This window comes from Steroidobacter denitrificans (genome assembly GCF_001579945.1).
Lineage (GTDB): Bacteria > Pseudomonadota > Gammaproteobacteria > Steroidobacterales > Steroidobacteraceae > Steroidobacter > Steroidobacter denitrificans.
This window is the reverse complement of the sequence record NZ_CP011971.1, coordinates 2,674,967-2,696,919: the sequence shown is the minus strand read 5'-3', so window position 1 is coordinate 2,696,919 and position 21,953 is coordinate 2,674,967. Positions and strand designations below refer to the sequence as shown.

Here is a 21,953-nt window from a genome sequence, read left to right as displayed (position 1 = left end):
CTTTCTATTTCGATCCATTTTTTCATTTTTTGATCTTTTCCATGGCCTAGAACCGGCCGAAATCAACCGCTGGAGGTTTCCTGGTGAGCAGCGACACGATTGTGCACGTTACCGATGTGAGTTTTGAGGACGACATTACCAAGGCCGAGCGGCCGGTACTGTTGGACTTGTGGGCGGAGTGGTGCGGGCCCTGCAAGGCGATCGCCCCGATGCTCGAGGAGATTGCGCTCGAGTACAAGGACAAGCTTACGGTCGCCAAGCTCAATATCGACGAAAACCCCAAGACGCCGCAGCGCTTCAATGTTCGCGGCATTCCTACCCTCATCCTTTTCAAGAACGGTCAGGTCGAAGGCCAGAAGGTCGGAGCCCTGCGCAAAGCGGATCTCATCGCATTTCTGGACGGTAAACTGTGAGAGGCTATCTAGGTAATCAGGCCCGTAATCGACCGGGCAAGAGTCGTCAGAGCCGCGGCAACGTCGACGGTAATCGCGACCGCGGCGGAAATCACCGGCAATCGCAGCGTGAGGAGCTGCCGGCCGATGATTTCGATGATGACGACATGGGGATCATTTCTCCATCCGAGCTGGCAGCTTCGCGCCAGTCGATGAACCTGACGCAGCTGAAACTCAAGCCGGTCCCCGAGCTGGTGGAGATCGCACAGCGCATGGGCCTGGAGAATCTGGCCCGCTCGCGCAAGCAGGACATCATTTTCTCGATCCTCAAGACCCATGCACGCTCGGGTGAGGATATCTACGGCGATGGCGTGCTGGAGATCCTCCAGGACGGCTTCGGTTTCCTGCGCTCTGCGGACAGCTCCTACCTGGCCGGTCCCGACGACATCTACGTCAGTCCCAGCCAGATTCGCCGGTTCAATCTGCGCACGGGCGATTCGATCTCGGGCCTGATCCGTCCCCCCAAGGACGGCGAGCGCTATTTCGCCTTGCTGAAGGTCGGCGAAATCAATTTCGATTCTCCCGAAGGCGCCAAGCACAAGGTGCTGTTCGAGAATCTGACGCCGCTGCATCCCACGAAGCGCTTCAAGCTGGAGCGCGGCAATGGATCGAGCGAAGACATGACGGCGCGCATCATCGATTTGGTCGCACCCATCGGCAAAGGACAGCGCGGGCTGATCATCTCGCCGCCCAAGGCCGGTAAGACGATGCTGTTGCAGAATATCGCCAGCTCCATCACCTCCAATCATCCGGACGTCTATCTGATCGTATTGCTGATCGACGAGCGTCCCGAGGAAGTGACCGAAATGGCGCGCACGGTGCGCGGCGAAGTCGTTTCTTCCACGTTCGATGAGCCCGCGACGCGTCATGTGCAAGTCGCCGAAATGGTGATCGAGAAAGCCAAACGGCTGGTCGAACACAAGCGCGACGTCGTCATCCTGCTGGATTCCATTACGCGCCTGGCCCGCGCTTACAACACCGTGGTACCCAGCTCGGGCAAGGTGCTGACCGGGGGTGTCGACGCCAATGCGCTGCAACGGCCGAAACGGTTCTTCGGCGCGGCGCGCAACATCGAGGAAGGCGGCTCGCTGACCATTCTGGCCACGGCGCTGATCGATACGGGTTCACGCATGGACGATGTGATCTACGAGGAGTTCAAGGGCACCGGCAACTCGGAAATCCATCTGGATCGCCGGGTATCGGAGAAGCGGGTCTTCCCGGCAGTGAACATCAATCGCTCCGGTACGCGCCGCGAGGAATTGATCACCTCGCCCGAGGAGCTGCATAAGATCTGGATACTGCGCAAGCTGCTGCATCCGATGGATGAGCTGGCGGCGATCGAATTCCTGATCGACAAGATGAAGGACACGAAGACCAACAGCGAATTCTTCGATGCCATGAAGCGCTGAGTTTTTCGAGTGCGGAGTCGCGAATCTTGCGCTGGGGTGGTGGATTCTGAATTTTGGCCCCTGAAAGGGGGCCAGATGACGCCAGAGGCGCTGGTTCCGACACCAGTTCAAAAAAGCAGAAGGGTGGCGGCGTTTAAACGGAGCCCTGCGTGGCAGGGCCGCTAATCAAGCACCTCAGTCGCTGCCAAGGGCTTGGCTGACGAGCTGTACGACAAGGGCTACCTGATCGTCGATGGCACCGATGGCAAGACGCACTACGTCGCACTGCCGCCCCGGACGGAACTGGAGCAATACCCCACCGGCGCGGTGGCGGAAGTCAAAGGTTCGGCCGGTGCACGTGTGCGTCGAAAACAAAGTCGTTACCGCGCTACCCAGAAAAGAGCCTGAAAATAGCGCGATATACGAGTGTGTGCCCAATATGCCGGGGAAGAGTCATTGCACGTTCAGGCGGTCTCGAATTCTTCTCCCGGATCGTTGGCCGGTGTGAAGACTTGCCTCAGGAGCACATCTTTCCCTTCGATCATGTCACTAGGCGAGGTAAAGTATTGAGGTGAGGTCGGTCGAGGCAGACGTGTACCAGGCGTTGCTCACCACTGCGGTCAATCTAGCCTGGTACTACGATTTCACGCCGCATGGCGTTGTGGATAGCTCGCGCGGTGTTCTCGGCAACTCCGGCCTGTTCCGCGAAGGTCAGCCAGTTGTCGACCTGCTCATGCATTCCACGGATGATGTCTTCGGCCTTCTTCGGTTTGATGTCACAGAAAACGCCGAACCTGATGAGATCGGAGAGCTCGAAATGATCACGCTTGCCGCTCAGGCTCATCTGGTGCTGGTGCGTCCAGCTTCCATCCGGATTGTAGGCGTAGCTGACGTCGAACGCTGGTGACAGGCGCCATTCCCCCTTCCTATTCATGAGAAAGGCGATGTTTTTGACGTGGTCGTCTTGGTTCCGGATGAGGATGTTGAAGACCGCGCGGCGAAACTGTTGTTCGATGTCGTAGGCAGGTAGGCCAAGGAGCCGTATCGTCTCGACCGCCTGCTCGTAGGAATAGGCCCCCGCCGCGTTGAAGTCATAGTGGCGCAGGGCAGCGAGCGACTGCATGTGGAGCTTCTGGCCGCTGGCTGTGCGATCGAAGCGCCGCGTCATGAAATGCGATCGGACGCCTTCGTGATGGACGCGGCACTCGGTCATATCGATGCCGGCGGCGCGGGCCAGGAGGAAGAAGCCGTACTCGATCAAGCCAAAGCCCTGTGGATCGGCCAACTCTTTGTCTCGATTGTTGGAGATGCCGTCGAACTTCATGAGCCAGTAGGTGAAACCTTCTCCGGCTTTGATCTGGCCGGATCGAAATTCACCAGTTTTCTCATTCCATGCGAGAACGGCTTTGGCGCGCGCACCGCCTGCCGATGTCCCGACGCGAAGGATCTCCTGTAGAGTTTCGTGGTCGTCTTCGCCGTTGAGGACGCCGGAGAGATTGGCGCGGTTATTGAGGACGTCGTTAGCCAGCTTGGTGAGCGCGGCGATCTCAAGGTGCTGGGGTTTGCGTGATGTTTGATGGATCGTTGGATGAAATTCGAGCGCGCCCATGCCGCGCGTTCCGATGTAGCAGAGACGCTCGACGGGATTGAAACTGCCGGTTGATCGACCCTGCGTTACAAGCCACGCATCGATCAGAGCATTGCCGAACTTGTCCGGAAGGGAGTCGGCCAGCATGCCGGGCAGACCCTTGAATGCGTCTCGCGGCAGCCCCGGAAATTCGTAAGGGTCTGGGCTTCGCGGCATCATGATGGGTGCCAGCTCGAAGGAGCTCTGGACGAAATCGGGCATATATTGGAATACGCCGATCGCTCTGTCGTCGAGCCAACTGACGGCGCCGATCTCTCTACCCCACAGGCGGACGGTGGCGTTGGTCACTGTTCATCTTCCTCGGCCCATGCCCAGTCCGTGGCCTTGGCCACTTCGGTTTGGGTTCGTGCGCGACGACGCTCGTGGCCTTCATGTCGAACCCGTTCGACTGGCCGGACGTCAGGATTGGGAAGGATGTCGAGAACGCGATCGCCCAGGTTGAGAGCCCTGAGGACCCGGATGAGGGTGTCGAGCGAGCTGTTTCGCCCGGCCTCCAGCCGTTTAATGCTGGGCAGGGACGTTCCGGCTTCTTGTGCCAGTCGTGCTTGGGTGAGGTTGCGACTGAGGCGAACCTTGGCCAGCCGTGCTCCCAGATCACGCAACGTGGTCTCGGTGTTTCCTGTGCCTGATGAAAAATTAAGAATCATATGTGGCTCTTATCGGCGCTATACAGCGCAAAGGTATCACATATGAACTATTAATGATAGGTTTTGTGCTTGATTATTAAGGATCTTATATGATTCTAAACGCCTAAATATCCGAATTATAGATCATATGTAAGTCGTTATTTAGGGGTTTTTCCTGGGCGGTAGTCCGAGCGCAGAGGAATGGCGTCTAGATGATACCGGCGTCGAGAAGGTTAGCCCAACTTGAGCAGAATCAGGGTCTCAGGCGAATACGATCAATAGCTTACGCCAGAAGTCGGCACTACATTTTTGGTGCGGCGGGCGCCGTGTGCTCATACATGGATATTTGACTCATTGTCAAATCCCGACCGTAGGGGGAAGCAGCCGGGTATTCGCGCCGGAGCCGCCCGCCGGCGAATGCCCGCAGCGGCCCGAGCGCGGCCAGGCGCCGGATGTCGATCTTGCCGAAGCGCCTGTGCGCCGCCCTCCCTGCGGGCAAGAATGTCGATCGGGTCACAGTTGGAGCCGCTCATCACTGCGGCTGCCGGGGTGAAATTTCACGTTGGGATGTATTTCTCGGATCCCGTGCCGCGAGGATCATTAATTTGCTGGTTGCAGGAGATATGAACCCTACCCGGATCGCGCGGTTGTACTTAATCCATGTCCGATTCACGACCCGACTCGCCGACCTTGCGGCTGCGCAGGCTGGATGCCGCCACTCACGAACTCATGGACGTGCTGCGTGAGGGACGTGTCTCGACCTTGTTCCAGCCGATCGTGGATCCGCGGGCGCGAGCCGTCTGCGGTTTCGAGGCGCTGACGCGCGGTCCCTCCGACAGCTGGCTGCATTCGCCGCAAAACCTGTTCGCGGCGGCACGCCGCGGCGGCTTGAAGCTGGAGCTGGATTTCCTGTGCGTTCGGAACGCCTTCCGCCGCTTTGTCGCCTCGCGCGTTTCGGGGCTGCTGTTCATCAATGTGTCGCCGGATACGATCTACGAAGAGCCGGATTTTGCGCGGCGTTTTCTTGCCTGCGCGCGCGAGGCGGATATGCCGGCCGATCGCTGTGTCATGGAACTGACGGAGGAGAGCCTGCTGGAGGACTATGCGCGGCTGCGCTCGACCTTGCAAAGCCTGCGCGAGGCCGGCATCGCCATCGCCATCGACGATCTGGGTGCGGGATCCTCGGGACTGCGCACCTGGTCCGAGCTGAAACCCGACTACGTCAAGATCGACCGTTATTTCGTCAGCGGTATCGATGCGGATCGCACCAAGATGGAATTCGTACGCTCCATACTCGATATGGGGCGTGCCATGGGTTGCCGTGTCATCGCCGAAGGCGTGGAGACCGAAAAGGAATGCAGGGAATTGGTGGACCTGGGCGTGGACCGCCTGCAAGGCCATTTGCTCGGACGGCCCGGAGCCGCGCCGATGCTGGCCCTACAGCAGCTGGAATCCCTGGACCGCTCCATCGTGACCCATACGACGGCGTTGAGCGCGGAGCATATCGCCTGCTATGTGCCGCCGGTGACGCCGCGAATGCGGGTCGGCAAGCTGGCCGAATTGTTTCGCGACAATCCCGAGCATCTGACCTTCGCCGTCGTGCAGGAAGGCCGGCCGCTCGGTGTCGTGCGGCGCGAACAATTGTTCGATCTGTTGGCCAAACCCCTGCATCCGGAGATTTACAATAAAAAATCGGTGGTCGCGATCATGGAGTCGCCGACCCTGCTGGTCGACAGCCAGCTGCGTCTCGAGCAGGTGAGCCGTCTGGTGACCCAGAAGGGCCGGCCCCGTCTGAGCGAGGAATTCGTGATCACCAAGGATGGGCGCTATCTCGGGCTGGGCCAGACGATCGATGTGTTGCGCCTGATCACCGAACAGCAACTGCAATCGGCCAAGCACTCCAATCCGCTGACCTTGCTGCCGGGCAATGCGGCAGTGCGCGATCGTGTGGATCGGCTGATCGAGAACCGTAAACGCTTCGTGATCGCCTATTTCGATTTGGATAGCTTCAAACCCTACAACGACGCCTACGGTTATGCGAACGGCGATCAGGTGATCCTGCACCTGGCGGGCCTGCTCAAGAGCAACTTCTCGGCGCGGCTGGATTTCGTCGGCCACGTCGGCGGGGATGACTTTCTGGTCGTGGTGCGCTCCGCGGACTGGCGCCAGCGGATAATGCGCATCCTGGAGCAGTTTTCGGCCACGGCGGCGAGATTCTATTCGCCGGAACATGCGGCGGCAGGCCGTATCGTGGCGCCTGGACGGGACGGAGAGAGGCGGGAATTCGCCATGCTGACGTTGTCGGTGGCGGCGCTGGATTCCGAAACGCCGGGCGCGGCAAGCGCCGATGCGATCGCGAACCTGCTGACCCATGTGAAAAAACTGGCGAAACAGAAACAGGGCAACAGCTTCGTTCTGCGCAGCGGCGAGCGTGTCCTGGATCTGCTGGCGTGCGAGACGACCTCGCAGGCGGCGCCGGAACCGTTCTTCCTGGAGCAGATGCTGGGCTGACCGGTCGTCGCCGGCACGGATGATTTTTGCGCACCCGGCAGGCATGATGCTGCGTTCATCCTCTGGTGAACGCTCATGTCCAGTCCCGTACCACCGCGCACGGATCCCATATCCTCTTCGCTTACACCCGCCGAACTTGCCGGGTTGCTGGAGTTCGCCGTACATCTCGCCGATCTGGCCGGCGCACAGATCCTGCCGCACTTTCGCACCCGGCTGCTCGATGTGGAGAACAAGGATCGGCAAGGATTCGATCCCGTCACGCTCGCGGATCGGGAGGCGGAAGCGGCGATTCGCCGGGAGATTCAGCGTACCTATCCGACACACGGCATTCTGGGCGAGGAGCATGGGTTGCAGGTGGGTGCGAGCCCTTATACCTGGGTGATCGATCCCATCGACGGGACGCGCGCGTTCGTTCTGGGGCAGTTGCACTGGGGAACGCTCATCGCGCTGAATGACGGTACCCGGCCGGTGCTGGGCGTGATGCGCCAGCCCTACACCGGGGAGACATTCCTGGGCTCGGAGCAGGGGGCGCAGTTGCGCCGCGGTTCGCAGACGACGCGGCTGTCGGCGCGCGCCGGAGTGCGGCTCGAGGAGGCGGTGCTGTGTGCGACCGATCCGCTCATGTTCGCGGCGCCCGGACTCAGGCCGGCTTTCGAGCGGGTCGCTGCACGTGCGCGCGCGGTTCGCTTCGGCGGCGATTGTTACACGCCTTGCCTGGTGGCAGCCGGCAGCTCCGACCTGGTGGTGGAGGCGGACCTCAAGCCCTGGGATGTCCAGGCCCTGATTCCGATCATCGAGGGTGCCGGCGGTATCATCACCGATTGGGCCGGGCAGGCGGCCTGGGAGGCGGACAAAGTGGTCATCGCCTCGGGCGCCGGCTTGCACGCACAGGTCATCGAGGCACTGAACGCGCAGGATTGAACGATTCGAGTTCCGAAATCTCAGGAGGCCGATGTCATGAAACTTTATTACAGTCGCGGTGCTTGCTCCCTGGCGGCTCATATCGCCCTGTACGAGGCTGGTCTGGCCTTCCGGGCGGAGCCTGTCGATCTGAAGGCCAAGACACTGGCCGGCGGCGCAGACTTTCGCCAAGTGAATCCGCTCGGCTATGTGCCGGTGCTGGAGTTGGACGGGGGCGAGCGATTGACCGAGGTGGGTGTGGTCTTGCAGTACATCGCGGACCAGAAGCCGGAGACTTCTCTGGCGCCGCCGGCGGGGACGATGCCGCGCTATCGCCTGATGCAATGGCTGGCATTCATTTCTTCCGAATTGCACAAAACCTTCAGTCCGTTGTTCGCCCCGCATACGCCCGAGGATTACAAGCCGGTGATACGCGAGCGCCTGGCGCAGCGGCTTGCCTATATGAATCAGCAGCTCGCGGCGAGCAGCTTCCTGATGGGCGAACAGTTTACGGTCGCGGATGCCTATCTGTTCGTGGTGCTGAATTGGGCGGGTGTAATGAATCTGGACTTGACACCCTATGCTCACCTGCAGTCTTTCCAGAAGCGCGTCGGCGCCCGCCCGGGGGTGCAGCGCGCCTTGCAGGCCGAAGGGCTGCTCGGGTCCTAACTGTCCCGCTCATGGCCCCGGTCTGCCGCGGCTTCGGGATTCACGGCAGACCGGGGCCATGAGCGGGATGGGTCAAGCCAACCTTGAATGTCCGGGACGCCTATGCCGTCCGCACCATCTCGCGCTATCTTTGTCGACCTGGAAGTCCGGACAGATGGTGCCGGGCCGGGAGGACAGGTCGTCATGAGGGTCAGATTTTCCGAACAGGCGATGCGTTGCCGGGTGTCTCGCCTGGAATTGGATCGATTGTTGAGCGGGGGAGCCGTGACGCTCAAGGTGGCTTTGCCGCAGAAGCATTCATTTTCCCTGAGTGTACGGCCGGCGGCGGCGGTCATCGGCGAGTGGCAGCTGGACAGCGATCCGACCGGCCTGTGGCTGACGATTCCGCGTGACGCACTGACATCCCTGGCGCGATCGCCGCCCAGCAAGGAAGGTATCGAGCATGCCTTCGAGCTGTCGGACAGCGGGACGCCCGGCGGTGGCCACATCGTCGTCAGCTTCGATGTGGATTTGAAGGATGGCGCGCGATCGCCCGGTAGCCGATATCGCGGCGATATTGCTGATCTTCCCAGTGGATCGTAGCGCATAGCGCATAAGCGGCACGTTGCGCCTCGCCGACCGTGGCACCGAGCCCGACCGCGCACAACACCCTGCCGCCGTTCGTGGTGGGCCGGCCCTCGACCATGGCGGTGCCGGCATGGAACACCTTGCCCGGCAGTTTCGCCGCGTTTTCCAGGCCGTGGATGACGTCTCCCCTGCGGACCTGATCGGGATAGCCGCCGGCAGCCAGGACGACGCCGAGTGCGGCGCGCGGATCCCAGCGAGCCTCCATCGTATCGAGGCGGCCGTCGAGCGCCGCCTCGCACAGCAGGGTCAGATCGGATTCCAGACGCATCAGGATGGGCTGGGTTTCGGGATCGCCGCAACGGCAGTTGAACTCGAGAACCTTGGGAGTGCCGTCGGCGCCGATCATCAATCCGGCGTACAGGAAACCTACATAGGGCGTACCGTCGGCGATCAGACCGCGAACCGTCGGCCGCATCACTTCGTCCATGATGCGCTCGTGGATGGCGGGCGTGACGACCGGAGCGGGTGAGTAGGCCCCCATGCCGCCGGTGTTGGGTCCCCGATCGCCATCGTCGCGACGCTTGTGATCCTGCGAGGTGGCCAGCGGCAGGATGTGTTCACCGCTGACGATGGCGATGAAGCTGGCTTCCTCGCCCTCGAGGAATTCCTCGACGACGACGGTATGGCCGGCGGCGCCGAACTGTCCGCTGAACATGGCCTCGACACTGGCCACTGCCTGCTGTGTGGTTGCGCAGATGACCACACCCTTGCCGGCGGCCAGCCCGTCGGCCTTGACCACCAGGGGCGGGCGCTGGGCGTGTACCCAGCCGGCATCGAAGTCCCCCCGGGTGAATGTGGCATAGGCCGCGGTGGGAATGCCGTGGCGTTTCATGAAGTCCTTGGTATAGGCCTTGGAGCCTTCCAGGCGGGCCGCCAGGCGACGCGGACCGAAGCAGCGCAGGCCGGCGGCTTCGAAGGCGTCGGTGACGCCGAGGACCAGCGGCACCTCCGGACCGACGATCGTCAAGTCGATGCGTTCGCGCTCTGCAAATTCAAGCAGCGCATCGATATCGTCGGCGGCGATGTCGATATTGCGCACGCGCGGCTCCGCCAAGGTTCCGGCGTTGCCCGGGGCGACGTAGACGATGCTCACGCGCGGGGACTGCGCGGCCTTCCATGCCAGCGCATGTTCGCGTCCGCCGGCACCGATGATCAGGAGTTTCATGGAGGATGGCTGCAGGAGTGTTGTATCGACAACTGGAATCAATGCCGGAAGTGGCGCATGCCGGTCAGTACCATGGCCATGCCGTGCTCATCGGCCGCCGCGATCACCTCGTTGTCGCGCATGGAACCGCCGGGCTGGATGACCGCCTCGATGCCGAACTCGGCGGCCACATCCAGTCCGTCGCGGAAGGGAAAGAAGGCATCCGAGGCCATGATCGCGCCGGCAACGTCCAGCCCCTCATCCTTGGCCTTCATGGCGGCGATGCGGCTGGAAACGACGCGGCTCATCTGGCCGGCGCCGACGCCGACGGTCATGCGATCCCTGGCATAGACGATGGCATTTGATTTGACATATTTGCAGACCTGCCAGGCGAACAGCAGGTCGTCGAGTTCGCGCGGTGTCGGCTGGCGCCGGGTGACGATCTTGAGATCCTTCCTCGTCACCATGCCCTCATCGCGCGTCTGCACCAGCAGTCCTCCGTTCACGCTGCGATATTCGAGCTGCCCGGTGTTCGCAGCCGGAGCGCCGGTGACCAGTACACGAACATTCTCCTTGCGCGAGCAGATTTCCAGGGCGTCGGCATCGGCGTCCGGCGCAATGATCACCTCGACGAACTGGCGATCCAGGATGGCGTGCGCGTTTGCCGCGGTCAGGGGACGATTGAAAGCAATGATGCCGCCGAAGGCCGAGGTCGGATCGGTACGATACGCCTTGTCATAGGCTTCGAGGGTATCGGCACCCACGGCGACGCCGCAGGGGTTGGCGTGTTTGACGATGACGCAGGCAGGCTCCAGAAATTGGCGCACGCATTCGAAGGCGGTGTCGCTGTCGGCAATGTTGTTGTACGAGAGCGCCTTGCCCTGCAGCTGCCGGGCGCTGCCGACACCGGTGCCCGGCGTCTGCGCGCCGCTGGCCGGGCGAGTGGCATAGAACGCTGCCGCCTGGTGCGGGTTTTCGCCGTAGCGCAGATCGATGCGCTTGTCGAAGCCCAGCGTCAGGACCGCTGGAAACTCGCTTGCACTGCCGGCGCCGTCCGCTTGCAGGGCACGCTGCAGATAGTCCGATACCGTAGTGTCGTAATTCGCGGTATGGGCGAACGCCTTTGCCGCCAGACGCTTGCGGCTGGCCAGGGACACCTCGCCGTTGTGCGTCAGTTCGTCCAGCACCCCGGCGTAGTCGCCGGGATCGACGACCACGGTGACGCGGTCATGATTCTTGGCTGCGGCACGCACCATTGCCGGACCGCCGATATCGATGTTCTCGATCGCCTCCTCGAAGGAGCAACCGGGCCGCGCGATGGTGGCCGCGAACGGATACAGATTCACGACCAGCAGATCGATCGGTTCGATGTCATGCTCGCGCATGATCTCCGCGTCGATCCGGCGTCGTCCCAGCAGTCCGCCATGGATCCTGGGGTGCAGCGTCTTGACGCGGCCGTCCATGATCTCGGGAAAGCCGGTATGACTGGATACCTGGGTGACGGGAATGCCGTTGCTCTCGAGCAGGCTGGCGGTGCCGCCCGTGGACAGGATCGTGACGCCGCGTTCATGCAGCGAGCGGGCGAATTCGAGCAGGCCGTTCTTGTCGGAGACACTCAGGAGAGCGCGGCGTATGGGTGTGGTCACGTCAGTTCGTCAGTCCGTAAGTCTTGAGTTTCTTGCGCAGGGTGCCGCGGCTGATGCCGAGGATTTCGGCTGCGCGGCTTTGATTGCCCGCCGCGTAGTCCAGCACCGCCTTGAACAGGGGCTCCTCGACCTCGCGCAGCACCAGATCGTAGAGTTGGCCCGGTTTGTGGCCGTTGAGTGTCGCGAAATAAGCCTCGAGTGCTTCCGCCGTCATCGCCCGCAGCGGCATCGTGCGGCAGGCGGGGCGCGCGAGAAAATCTCCGCGGACACTGGTTTTTTTTCTCGGTGTCATGGGCTCTCCCCAAATCTAATGTCCGCCGGGACGATCGCCGCCGCGGTCCTGGGCCGCGGATTCTGCTGCCAGTGCATCGAAATATGCTTGCGCGCAGGCCAGTTGGCCGGATGCATCTTCCGCGCGCATCACGGCAAGGCGCAAGACATGTGTCCGGGCGCGGTCTTTCGCATACCAGTCGATGTGTTTACGCGCCGCTCGGACGCCCGCAGCACCTCCATGGAAGGTGTGCAGGTCGTGTAAATGTGCAAGCATGATATCACGGACTTCGGCCGCCGAAGGTTCGGGAAGCACGACGCCGGTACGTAGATAGGTGTCGATTTCGCGAAAAATCCATGGTCTTCCTTGCGCGGCGCGGCCGATCATCAGGCCCTGTGCGCCGGTTTGTTCAAGTACAAACTTCGCTTTGTGCGGGGAGTCGATGTCTCCATTGGCGAAAACCGGAATGGAGACGCTCCGACAGACTTTGCGGATCGTGTCGTATTCGGCACTGCCGCGATACAGGCATGCGCGGGTGCGCCCATGCACGGCCAGGGCTTGAACCCCGATCGCTTCGGCCATGAGAGCGATGGCGACCGCGTTGCGATTCGCCTCATCCCAGCCGGTGCGCATCTTCAAGGTCACCGGCACGTCGACCGCTGTAACCACGGCTTCCAGGATTGCGCGCACCAGCGCTTCATCTTTCATCAGCGCCGAGCCGGCCGCCTTGTTACAGACTTTTTTTGCCGGACAGCCCATATTGATGTCGATGATCTGCGCGCCTGTATCGACATTGCGTCTGGCCGCCTCGGCCATCATGCGCGGTTCGCCGCCGACGATCTGCACGATACGCGGCTCGGCCTCACCACGGCGATCCATGCGGCGGCGGGATTTCGGCGTGCGCCACAGATGTGTCGCGGAGGTCAGCATTTCTCCCGCCGCAATGCCGGCGCCCATGCGGCGGCACAACAGCCGAAACGGCAGGTCGGTCACCCCCGCCATGGGGGCGAGCGCCAGGTTGTTGACAAGTTCGTAGGGACCGATACGCATGTCGACGTCCGGACATCAATGCCCGGATATCAGCGCCCGGGAAGATCGGCCGCGCATACCGGTCCCGCGGAGCCGCGCAGACATACATCGAAGTGAAAGCCTTCGGCATCCGGTCCGGGATCGACGATGACGATCGTGGCATTCGCGGTTTGGGCGGGGGCGAGCAGGCGATCCGGTGCAATGCCGGGATCGAGATATTCGGCGGGTTCGAAGTTGCGCGCACGCACCTGCTCGCCCCAGCGATCCTCCAGCACCAGCTTCAACAAAGGATAGGGCTGCGGGAAGCCGGCCAGGTTGCGGATGCTGGCGCGCACCCTGAGCATGCCGGGTGTTGCGGGGTCGGAAACGATGCCCCACTGACGCACCTCATAGGCATGCAGATCCCATTCGGGTTGCAGATCCAGGCTCAGGAGCCGATAAATCCCGGTCAGCGGCGGCCCCAGGCGCGGATGGCGTGCGAGCACGGCGCGGTTGGCGTGAATCACTTGCGCGGCCAGAACCAGAATGAGCGGCAGAAACAGGATTTTCCACCGCAGGGCGCTGCGGCGGGGCCGGGGGGCCGGCAGGAGATCTTCGTCCTCCTCGGCCGCCGGGGTAGCATCGGCTGCCGGGGCGGCATCGCTTGCCGGCCAGGATGGACTCTCCACGGCGTCAGGCTCCGGCTCGTCGATCTCGGCCCATTCTTCCTGGAAGCTTTCTTCGCGCACCTCCAGTCTGCCGCGGCCGGTATCGTCCATCACCTGATAGGTACCGCTGATTTCGATTCGGCGGCCTTCCAGGGTGATTTCCTCATGCGAGGCATCGACTTCGATTTCGTAGATCGGTTCCGGTTCGAAGTCCGTGGCCCGAATATCGCTCGAAGCATCGTCCGGAGGATCCCTCGAGGCGTCGTTCCAGGTATCGGTCAAGACGTTGTCCAAGGCGCCGTCTGTGCCGCCGCTCAGGATATCGGCCCAGGCATCGTCCATAACGTCGTCCATGACCTCGTCCGCGCCGCTGCCGGCGGCGTCATTCAGGGCCTCGGGCGATGACGCGACGGATGGGCGAAAGAAGGATGGTGTGTCCGGCTCCTGGGGAGCGGGTGTGCCGGATTCGCGCAGCAAGCGGCCGGGCGGAATATCCAGATCGTCCTGTTCCTCGAACAATCGTTCCAGCGCGTCGAACTGAGTCTGACAACGGCCGCAGCGCACCTGTCCATCGGCGATACGCAGGATCTCGCGGGTGATGCGAAATGTCGTGCGGCATTGGGGGCACTGGGTCAGCATGGGTTCATGCGCTCCGGCGCCGGGTGCCGTCCAGGCGCACCCACGGATCCGGTCCGGAATCTGGCCCGGGGTTTGATTCTGGGCCGGCATCCGTCTCTGCGCATGACGGGATCTGCAGGACCGGCGGCTGGAGGTCGAACCATGGCGCATAGCAGCGTGCTACGGCGGACGCCTGACTGTGCAGCAGTCCCGAGAGCACCAGTCTGCCCCCGGGAACGACCCGCTGTGCGAACGTGGCGGCGAGCGCTTGGAGTGGTTCGGCAAGAATGTTTGCCAGCAGGATATCGGCGGGCTCCATGGCTTCGGTCCCCGCCAGATGGATGCTCAACCGGTCATCCACGGCATTGCGCTCGGCATTGTCCCGTGTCGCCAGCAAGGCCTGCGGATCGATATCGATGGCGACGGCGCGGCGCGCACCCAGTTTCAGGGCGGCGATGGCCAGTACGCCCGATCCGCAGCCGTAGTCGATGATCCGTTGATTATGCAGCTCGGCGCCATCGAGCCATGCCAGGCAGAGCGCCGTCGTAGGATGCGTGCCGGTGCCGAAGGCCAGGCCGGGGTCGAGTTCGACCAGGCAGGCCGGCGTCGCCGTGTTCTCGGACGGGGGGCGTTGGCCGCCGGGACAGATCCAGAGCCGGCGGCCGAAGCGCATGGGCTGGAAATCCTTGAGCCATTCGCGCTCCCAGGCACGATCGGCGAGGATCTCGAAACGGGGGCGGATGTGCGGCATCTGCACCCCGTCAGCGGACCGGGCAGCTTCTGGATCCCGGCGCATGCCTTGCTGCACGATGTCGATGATGAGACGCAGTGCCTCGGCATCGCAGTGCTCATCGAACAGCGCCTGGATGCGCACGCAGGGCCACAGCGGAGTCGTGCCGGGAGCGGGCTCCAGCACGGGATCGTCGGCGGCGTCCTGCAAGGTGATGGACAAGGCACCGGCCGCCAGCAGCGCATCCTCGAAGGGCGCGGGTTCCGCAGCGCCGATATCGATACTGAGTTGCAGGAAAGCCATGCGACGATGGCCGTTGCTACTTGATCCCCAAGCGGCGTTCCAGGTAGTGGATATCCAATCCGCCGGCCTTGAAGGCAGCGTGATTGAATATTTCCTGGTGCAGTGGGATGTTGGTCTTGATCCCCTCGATCACCATTTCCGACAGGGCGTTCTTCATGCGCACGATCGCCGTATCGCGATCCTCGCCATAGGCGATCACCTTGCCGATCATGGAATCGTAGTGAGGTGGAACGGTGTAGCCGCTGTAGAGATGACTGTCGATGCGTATGCCGGGTCCCCCGGGTGCATGGAACAGCTTGATCGGACCGGGTGAGGGAATGAATCCGTTCGGATCTTCGGCGTTGATGCGGCATTCGATGGCATGACCGCGAAACACGATATCGTTCTGGGCCCAGGGCAGCCGCTCGCCCGCGGCGATGCGCAACTGCGCCTTGACGATGTCGATGCCGGTGATCTGTTCGGTGACCGGATGTTCGACCTGCACGCGCGTATTCATTTCGATGAAATAGAATTCGCCGTCCTGGTACAGGAATTCCAGGGTGCCGGCACCGCGATAGCCCACTTCGCGGCAGGCGGCGATACAGCGATCGCCGATCGACTTGCGTTGCTTCACGCTGATGCCCGGCGCCGGAGCCTCCTCGATCACCTTCTGATGGCGGCGCTGCAGCGAACAGTCGCGCTCGCCTAGATGCACCACGTTGCCGTAATGATCCGCGAGAACCTGGATTTCGATATGGCGCGGTTTTTCGAGGAACTTCTCCATGTAGACCTCGGGATTGCCGAAGGCCGCCGCCGCCTCGGCCTGGGTGACATTGATGGCGTTCAGCAAGGTGGCTTCGCTGTGTACCACACGCATGCCGCGCCCGCCGCCGCCGCCGGCGGCCTTGATGATGACGGGATAGCCCAACTCGCGTGCAATACGGAAATTCTCATCGGGTTCGCCGCCGAGCGGGCCGCCCGAGCCGGGGACGCAGGGCACGCCGGCAGCCTTCATGAGGCGGATGGCGGACACCTTGTCACCCATCAGGCGGATCGTTTCGGCTTTGGGACCGACGAAAATGAAGCCGCTTTTCTCGACACGTTCGGCGAAATCGGCGTTCTCGGAAAGAAAGCCGTAGCCGGGATGGATGGCGACGGAGTCGGTCACTTCCGCCGCGCTGATGATCGCCGGCATGTTCAAGTAACTGTCCTTGGAGGCCGGCGGGCCGATGCATACCGATTCATCCGCCAGCAGGACGTGCTGGAGGTTGAAGTCGGCGGTGGAGTGCACCGCGACTGTCTTGATGCCGAGTTCGCGGCAGGCGCGCAGGATGCGCAGCGCTATTTCCCCGCGGTTGGCAATGACTACTTTTTCGAGCATGGTTCTTCAGGATCGGCAGGGCCAGGCGCCTCGCGCGGGACCGGGCGGACCGCAGCTTGCGGGCATGGGATCACTTCGGTCCCTGTTCGCGGTTCGGGGGCGGACGTTATTCGATGGTGAACAGCGGCTGGCCGAATTCCACCGGATCGCCGTTCTTGACGAGTACGGAAGTGACACGGCCGGCCTTGTCGGATTCGATCTGATTCATCATCTTCATGGCTTCGATGATGCAGAGCGTATCCCCGACATTGACCTCGCTGCCGAGGTCGACGAAGGGCTTCGCGCCAGGCGCGGCGGCCGAATAGTAGGTACCGACCATGGGTGCGGTGACGGTGTGATCGGCTTTCGCGGCAAGCGGCGGCGCGGCCGCCGGAGCTGCCGGCGGGGCTGCGGCAAGCGGCGCGGGCGGGGCGGCGTATGCGTAGGCCGGAGCCTGGGCGGCCGCACTGGTCGAATAGCGGCTGATGCGTACCGATTCCTCGCCCTCGCGAATCTCGATTTCCGCGATACCCGATTCCTCCAGCAACTCGATCAGCTTCTTTACCTTGCGTATATCCATGGAGTCCTCTTTTATTGTCGTTATCTCGGCGACTTGCCGCGGCTGGAGGGGCGCCGGGCGGGCTGCGGGGGCGCTGCGGCTTCGGTCATCGAGGCAAGCTGCTGCGCCGCGGCATGCAGCGCCAGTTCGTAGCCCAGCGCACCCAAGCCGGTGATGGTTCCCAGGGCGATGTCCGAGAAATATGAATGATGCCGAAACGATTCCCGTGCATGCACATTGCTCAGGTGTACTTCGATGAAGGGAATCTTGACCGCTAGCAGCGCATCGCGCAGCGCGATGCTGGTATGCGTGAACGCCGCCGGATTGAAAATGATGAATGCGATCTGCTCGGCCGGCGCCGCCTGGATCCGGGCGATCAGTTCCGCCTCCGCATTGCTCTGAAAGGCGGACAGCCGATGGCCCAGTTCCGCGGCCAGCACGGTCGTGCGAGCGATGATCTGCGGCAGCGTGGCACGACCGTACTTCGCCGGCTCGCGGCTGCCGAGCAGGTTCAGATTGGGGCCGTTGAGGAGTAATACATGGGCCATGTAGGCGTCGCGAACGGATCGACAGCAGTCGGTTTCAGCGTAAATAGGCGCGAATTTAACCAGATTGGGTGCTATTTGGCGATCATTCGATGCGAAATAGGCCGATTTTACCCAATGCCGGATCATCGGGGCCGCCGCCGGGAATCGCAGCCGATACAGAGCGAAGGGGAATATATCAGAGCGGTGGCGCGTCCGGCCGAGCTGCCCGGGCCTCCAGGGCGGTCAGCCGGCGAGCAGCCGCGGCGCGTGCCTGTGCGGGCGTCAGCTCGCCCTGGTCGACCTGGGTTACCGCATCCAGCAGTATCTGCGCCTGCTCGGCATGGAGCTCGCCGAGATGGAACATCACGATGCGGTGTTGCCGGTCGGTGAAGACCGTGAATGGAAAACCGAGCCCGCCTTGACCGAATCGGCTGACGGCGTCCAGGCCATCCTGTTCGCCGATGAGGATGGGATAGCGGATACCGATGTCCTGTGCATAGCGCAGGACATCGTCGTGAAAATCGACCGCGACGCCCACGACCTGGAAGCCCGTGTCCGCATGCTGCTGCTGGAGCTGGTTCAGTAGGGGAATTTCCCGCCGGCAGGGGGCGCACCAGGTGGCCCAGAAATTCACGATCATGGATTTTCCAGGCCAGCTCCTGATCGAGCGTGGGATGCCTTCCAGGTCGGCGAGCGTGAAATCGGGCAATTCCGCCGGGACTCCGGGCGCCAACGCCGCAGCCTGCGCGGCGGCGCCGGGCGGCGAGGCCTGAAAGCCGGAAAACGGGATGGCCTGGCTCTCCGGAGGGTGAGACGGCACCAGGGCATACCGGTAGAGGCCGAAGCCGGCGGTGGCGGCAAGCGAGGCGATGGCGATATAGGCAAGTGGTTTCATCTCAACCGGAGAATGCCGAGGTGACATGGCGCTGGAAGCGTTCCGCGGGAACGAATCCTACCAGCCGGAAATTTTTTCGCTCCACGCCGTCCACGCCGAAAAAAGCGATCGTAGGCGGACCGAAAATGCCTAGATACTGCATCAGCGCCTGATCGTGCCCATCATTCGCGGTGACGTCGGCCTGCAGCAATACCACGCCGGCCAGGGCGGCACGGACTCCGGGATCGGTGAAGGTGTATTTCTCCATTTCCTTGCAGGAGATGCACCAGTCGGCATAAACGTCGAACATGACGCTCTTGCCTGCGGCACCGGCGCGCCGGATCGCCCGCTGCAGGTCGTCCAGGGTCTTGATCCGCTGGAACTCCAGTTCGCGGGCGGTGGAGCTGCGATCGACGCCGCGTAGCCGATCGAGGGGTTGCAACGGATCGCGCCCGCCGGAAGCGGCGCCGATGAGCAGCAGGATGCCGTAGACAAGCATGATGACGCCCAACCCGCGTACGGGGGCGGCCACCGCGGTGCCGTCGCGGGATTTCAGGCTGAGGATCCAGAAACCCGTCGTGACCGCCAGCAGCGCCCATAACAGCAGCACCAGCCCGCCCGGTAGCAGCGGATTCAGCAGGTAGATCGCGACCGCCAGGAACAAGACGCCGAACAGCGACTTGATGCTGCTCATCCAGGGACCGGCCTTGGGCAGCAGCGATCCGGCCGAGGCGCCGACGATCAGCAGGGGCAGTCCCATGCCCAGGCCGGTGGCGTACAGCGCACCGGCGCCACGGGCGATCAGGCCGGTCTGGCTGATGACCGACAGGGCGGCAATGATGGCGGGGGCGACGCAGGCGGTGACGATGAGCGCCGAAAGTGCGCCCATGACGAAGGTGCCGATCCAGGTGCCGGACTTCTGGCGATTGCTGATGGACGCCAACCGGGTTTGCAGTGCGCCGGGCAGCTGCAGATCGTAGGCGCCGAACATCGCCAGGGCCAAGGCCACGAACAACGCCGCGAAAACGACGATGATCCACGGCTGTTGGAAAAATGCCTGTGGCGCTTGCTTGAAGGCGAGAACAAAGGCGGCGCCGGCCGCGGCATAGGTCAGGGCCATGCCTTGTACATAGACCAAGGCAAGCGAGAAACCCCGGGCGGGTGTCACTTTCCCGCCCTGGCCGACGATGATGCCGGACAGGATGGGAATCATGGGCAGCACGCAAGGCGTGAGCGACAGCAGCACGCCCAGGCCGAAGAATGTCGCCAGCACGATGGGCAGCCGGCCCTCGCGTATCAGAGAGGCCAGCCGGTCCTGTTCGGCGGGCGCGGCGGCGTTGCTCGCGGTGTCGTTGGATGGGCGCGAAGCGAAGGTGAGTTCGTTCATGGCCGGTTCGAGCCGGCTGCGCGGTCCGGCCGGAAGCGCACCGGTCGATGCGGCCGGGATGGATGCGCTCCCGGCCGTGACTGCCGGCGGCAACATCAGCGCCACGGTGCGAACGACGGGGTTGTAGCACAGCCGGTCCTCGGCGCAGCCTTGATAGCGGAGCCGGAGGTCCAGGGTCTCTCCTGAGCCGGCGGTGCGGACGATGGGCAGGGTGGCCTCGAGGACGCCGTAATAGACCTCGGTATCGCCATAGGAGTCATCATGCTTGGGCTGGCCGGCGGGCAGCCGCAGCGCGCTCAACAGGATGCCGGGGGTGGCGCTTTCGATCTGGATCTGGTCGCGGTAAAGGTAATAGCCCGCGGCGATGATCCAGGTCAGAGTGAGCGTATCGGCGTCGGCAATCCCCGCATCGAAGCGAAAGGCTTCATCGGGAGACAGGAAGTCGTCGGCGCCTGCCGGTCCGCGGCCGAACAGTGCCCGCGCGCCGCCCGCGCGCAGGTTACCTGGAGGGGCGACAGCAGCGGTACCCGGCCCGGCGCCGCGGGGCGCGAGGTCGAGATCGAGGGTACTTTTCCATTTCAGCGGCGGATAGCACAGCCCGGCGTCGGCGCAGCCTTGCAGCTTCAATTCCAACTCCAGCATCGCCGGCGGGGTGGATGCGAACGACAGCGCGACGGGCACCTCGATGGTGCCGCGATAGATTTCCTGGGTACCGAAGAACTCGTCCGTGTGGGATTCGCCTGGGGGCCAGCGCGGCTCGCCCAGTACGGCGCCGGGTGTCGTGGCGGCGATACCCATGCGGCTTTTGTAGAGATAGTAGCCTGGCTCGATCGTCCAGGTGAGGATCAACTGTCCATCATCGACCCGGCCGGCGTAACGATAGGCTTGTTCGGGCTGCAGGAAATCCTCCGCGGCCGAAGCCGGCGGGAGGAGCGCCATGGCCGCGAGGTAGAGCAGCAGGCAGGACAAGCCTTGGGACAAGGATCTGGTCAAGGATCTGGTCAAGGATCTGGATAGGGGGTTCAGGATCATCGGGTGCGGCAAGGTTCCGGACCTTTGGGCAGGCGGGTGCTCTAGGGGTATTCTGGGGCATGCCGGGACATCCTGACCCGGTTCGACCCGGAAAACCGCGTGTCAATCTTCGTTCGCCAGGGCTTCATTCGGCAGCGCGACACCCTGTCGGACCCAGTCGAGGTAGCTTTCGTTCCCGCCGACGACCTCCACGGCGATCAATTCCGGTAACTCATAGGGATGCAGGGTCAGCAGCCGCGCTTTCAGGTCGGGCAGCCGCGCCGCCGTGGTTTTCATGACCAGCAGAACCTCGGCGTCCTCCTGCAGGCGCCCGTCCCAGAAATAGGTGGAACTCACGCCGCCGATGCGGTTTACGCAGGCGGCGAGCCGCTCACCGACCAGGGTGGCGGCGATGGCCTGGGCGCCGGCCTGGTCGGGACAGCTGGTCCATGCAAGGACGATGGGGCTTTTCGGGGTGGACCGGGTCATGCTTCGTTCCGGGTTCGTCCGGGGATCCGGTCTGTCGGAAAGCGGAAATTCATATCGGTTCAGGCCTTGAATTTAACCCATCGATGCCTATTATTAGCACCCGCATGGGGTGAGTGCTAACTTTGCCGGCCGTCCGGCGATGTGTCCATCCCACGATTTCTCTGGTCAGGATTTTCCTGTCCAGACTTTCCTGATCCATCCCTTAAATCGATCTTTGAGTCGAGGTTCGAGCTATGGCTGAGAAACTGAAAATCCGTCCCTTGCACGATCGCGTGATCATCAAGCGTCTCGAGGAGGAGCGCACCTCCCCCGGTGGCATCGTGATCCCTGACTCGGCCACAGAGAAGCCCATCAAGGGCAAGGTCATTGCCGTGGGCAAGGGCAAGATCCTGGAGAGCGGCGAAGTCCGTCCGCTGGACGTCAAGGTCGGTGACAACATCCTTTTCGGCAAGTACAGCGGCACCGAAGTCAAGGTCGACGGCGAAGAGCTGCTGGTCATGCGCGAAGAAGACGTAATGGCGGTGATCGAGAAGTAACGGCGTTCGCGTACGTTTCATC

General features: G+C 62.7%; 21 protein-coding genes and 1 pseudogene. 8 read left to right on the top strand and 14 right to left on the bottom strand.

The genetic code is table 11. The features are described from left to right. Window positions 1-83 precede the first annotated feature (83 nt). The 3 genes and pseudogenes from trxA to ACG33_RS12175 form a co-directional block, all read left to right on the top strand. On the top strand, window positions 84-413 hold the full coding sequence (trxA, locus tag ACG33_RS12185) for a thioredoxin TrxA (RefSeq protein WP_066921548.1): 330 nt from the start codon (window positions 84-86) through the stop codon (window positions 411-413). Window positions 414-604: 191 nt separating this feature from the next. Then, window positions 605-1,861, top strand: a complete 1,257-nt coding sequence (gene rho / locus ACG33_RS12180) for a transcription termination factor Rho (protein ID WP_066923366.1) — start codon at window positions 605-607, stop codon at window positions 1,859-1,861. Window positions 1,862-2,038: 177 nt separating this feature from the next. Next, window positions 2,039-2,200 (top strand): annotated as a pseudogene (locus ACG33_RS12175) (DUF3363 domain-containing protein); the annotation flags it as partial. 265 nt (window positions 2,201-2,465) lie between these two features. Here the strand turns inward: ACG33_RS12175 and ACG33_RS12170 are convergent. Then, window positions 2,466-3,776: a type II toxin-antitoxin system HipA family toxin gene (locus ACG33_RS12170; RefSeq protein ID WP_066921545.1), complete on the bottom strand. Its 1,311-nt coding sequence runs from the start codon at window positions 3,774-3,776 to the stop codon at window positions 2,466-2,468. Next, entirely contained in the window at window positions 3,773-4,135 is a 363-nt protein-coding gene (locus tag ACG33_RS12165) for a helix-turn-helix domain-containing protein (RefSeq protein WP_066921543.1), read from the bottom strand. The genes ACG33_RS12170 and ACG33_RS12165 overlap by 4 nt, the downstream gene beginning before the upstream one ends. Window positions 4,136-4,774: 639 nt before the next feature. Between ACG33_RS12165 and ACG33_RS12160 the strand changes: the two genes are divergently transcribed. The 4 genes from ACG33_RS12160 to ACG33_RS12145 all read left to right on the top strand — a co-directional run bounded on the left by ACG33_RS12160 (window position 4,775) and on the right by ACG33_RS12145 (window position 8,776). Continuing rightward, window positions 4,775-6,625, top strand: coding sequence for a bifunctional diguanylate cyclase/phosphodiesterase (locus tag ACG33_RS12160; RefSeq protein ID WP_066921541.1), 1,851 nt, complete (start codon window positions 4,775-4,777; stop codon window positions 6,623-6,625). Window positions 6,626-6,700: 75 nt separating this feature from the next. Further along, on the top strand, window positions 6,701-7,546 hold the full coding sequence (hisN, locus tag ACG33_RS12155) for a histidinol-phosphatase (RefSeq protein ID WP_066921539.1): 846 nt from the start codon (window positions 6,701-6,703) through the stop codon (window positions 7,544-7,546). 36 nt (window positions 7,547-7,582) lie between these two features. Then, a complete protein-coding gene (gstA, locus tag ACG33_RS12150; protein ID WP_066921537.1) occupies window positions 7,583-8,194 on the top strand; it encodes a glutathione transferase GstA in 612 nt (203 codons plus the stop codon). 183 nt (window positions 8,195-8,377) lie between these two features. Continuing rightward, window positions 8,378-8,776: a hypothetical protein gene (locus ACG33_RS12145; protein ID WP_066921536.1), complete on the top strand. Its 399-nt coding sequence runs from the start codon at window positions 8,378-8,380 to the stop codon at window positions 8,774-8,776. Here the strand turns inward: ACG33_RS12145 and purD are convergent. The 12 genes from purD to cutA form a co-directional block, all read right to left on the bottom strand. Next, window positions 8,688-9,986 carry a phosphoribosylamine--glycine ligase gene (purD, locus tag ACG33_RS12140; RefSeq protein ID WP_066921534.1) on the bottom strand — a complete coding sequence of 433 codons (1,299 nt, stop codon included), beginning with the start codon at window positions 9,984-9,986 and terminating at the stop codon, window positions 8,688-8,690. The two genes, ACG33_RS12145 and purD, sit on opposite strands and share 89 nt — an antisense overlap. Window positions 9,987-10,024: 38 nt before the next feature. Beyond that, on the bottom strand, window positions 10,025-11,611 hold the full coding sequence (gene purH / locus ACG33_RS12135) for a bifunctional phosphoribosylaminoimidazolecarboxamide formyltransferase/IMP cyclohydrolase (RefSeq protein WP_066921532.1): 1,587 nt from the start codon (window positions 11,609-11,611) through the stop codon (window positions 10,025-10,027). A 1-nt stretch (window position 11,612) separates the two neighbouring features. Next, entirely contained in the window at window positions 11,613-11,840 is a 228-nt protein-coding gene (gene fis, locus ACG33_RS12130) for a DNA-binding transcriptional regulator Fis (protein WP_066921529.1), read from the bottom strand. 78 nt (window positions 11,841-11,918) lie between these two features. Next, the gene (gene dusB, locus ACG33_RS12125) at window positions 11,919-12,932 is read right to left on the bottom strand and encodes a tRNA dihydrouridine synthase DusB (RefSeq protein WP_066921527.1); all 1,014 of its coding nucleotides are present in this window, start codon (window positions 12,930-12,932) and stop codon (window positions 11,919-11,921) included. Window positions 12,933-12,961: 29 nt separating this feature from the next. Further along, entirely contained in the window at window positions 12,962-14,197 is a 1,236-nt protein-coding gene (locus ACG33_RS12120; RefSeq protein ID WP_066921525.1) for a DUF3426 domain-containing protein, read from the bottom strand. 4 nt (window positions 14,198-14,201) lie between these two features. Then, the gene (gene prmA / locus ACG33_RS12115; RefSeq protein WP_083536854.1) at window positions 14,202-15,209 is read right to left on the bottom strand and encodes a 50S ribosomal protein L11 methyltransferase; all 1,008 of its coding nucleotides are present in this window, start codon (window positions 15,207-15,209) and stop codon (window positions 14,202-14,204) included. Window positions 15,210-15,225: 16 nt separating this feature from the next. Next, a complete protein-coding gene (gene accC, locus ACG33_RS12110; protein ID WP_066921524.1) occupies window positions 15,226-16,569 on the bottom strand; it encodes an acetyl-CoA carboxylase biotin carboxylase subunit in 1,344 nt (447 codons plus the stop codon). A gap of 106 nt (window positions 16,570-16,675) precedes the next feature. Beyond that, entirely contained in the window at window positions 16,676-17,128 is a 453-nt protein-coding gene (gene accB / locus ACG33_RS12105; protein WP_066921522.1) for an acetyl-CoA carboxylase biotin carboxyl carrier protein, read from the bottom strand. A 20-nt stretch (window positions 17,129-17,148) separates the two neighbouring features. Further along, the gene (gene aroQ, locus ACG33_RS12100) at window positions 17,149-17,655 is read right to left on the bottom strand and encodes a type II 3-dehydroquinate dehydratase (RefSeq protein WP_066923364.1); all 507 of its coding nucleotides are present in this window, start codon (window positions 17,653-17,655) and stop codon (window positions 17,149-17,151) included. A gap of 175 nt (window positions 17,656-17,830) precedes the next feature. After that, window positions 17,831-18,529, bottom strand: coding sequence for a TlpA family protein disulfide reductase (locus tag ACG33_RS12095; protein WP_066921521.1), 699 nt, complete (start codon window positions 18,527-18,529; stop codon window positions 17,831-17,833). Window position 18,530: 1 nt separating this feature from the next. Then, the gene (gene dsbD, locus ACG33_RS12090) at window positions 18,531-20,900 is read right to left on the bottom strand and encodes a protein-disulfide reductase DsbD (protein WP_210399056.1); all 2,370 of its coding nucleotides are present in this window, start codon (window positions 20,898-20,900) and stop codon (window positions 18,531-18,533) included. Between the two features lie 129 nt (window positions 20,901-21,029). After that, window positions 21,030-21,395: a divalent-cation tolerance protein CutA gene (cutA, locus tag ACG33_RS12085; RefSeq protein WP_066921517.1), complete on the bottom strand. Its 366-nt coding sequence runs from the start codon at window positions 21,393-21,395 to the stop codon at window positions 21,030-21,032. 245 nt (window positions 21,396-21,640) lie between these two features. Between cutA and groES the strand changes: the two genes are divergently transcribed. Continuing rightward, on the top strand, window positions 21,641-21,931 hold the full coding sequence (gene groES / locus ACG33_RS12080; protein WP_066923361.1) for a co-chaperone GroES: 291 nt from the start codon (window positions 21,641-21,643) through the stop codon (window positions 21,929-21,931). Window positions 21,932-21,953: the final 22 nt, after the last annotated feature.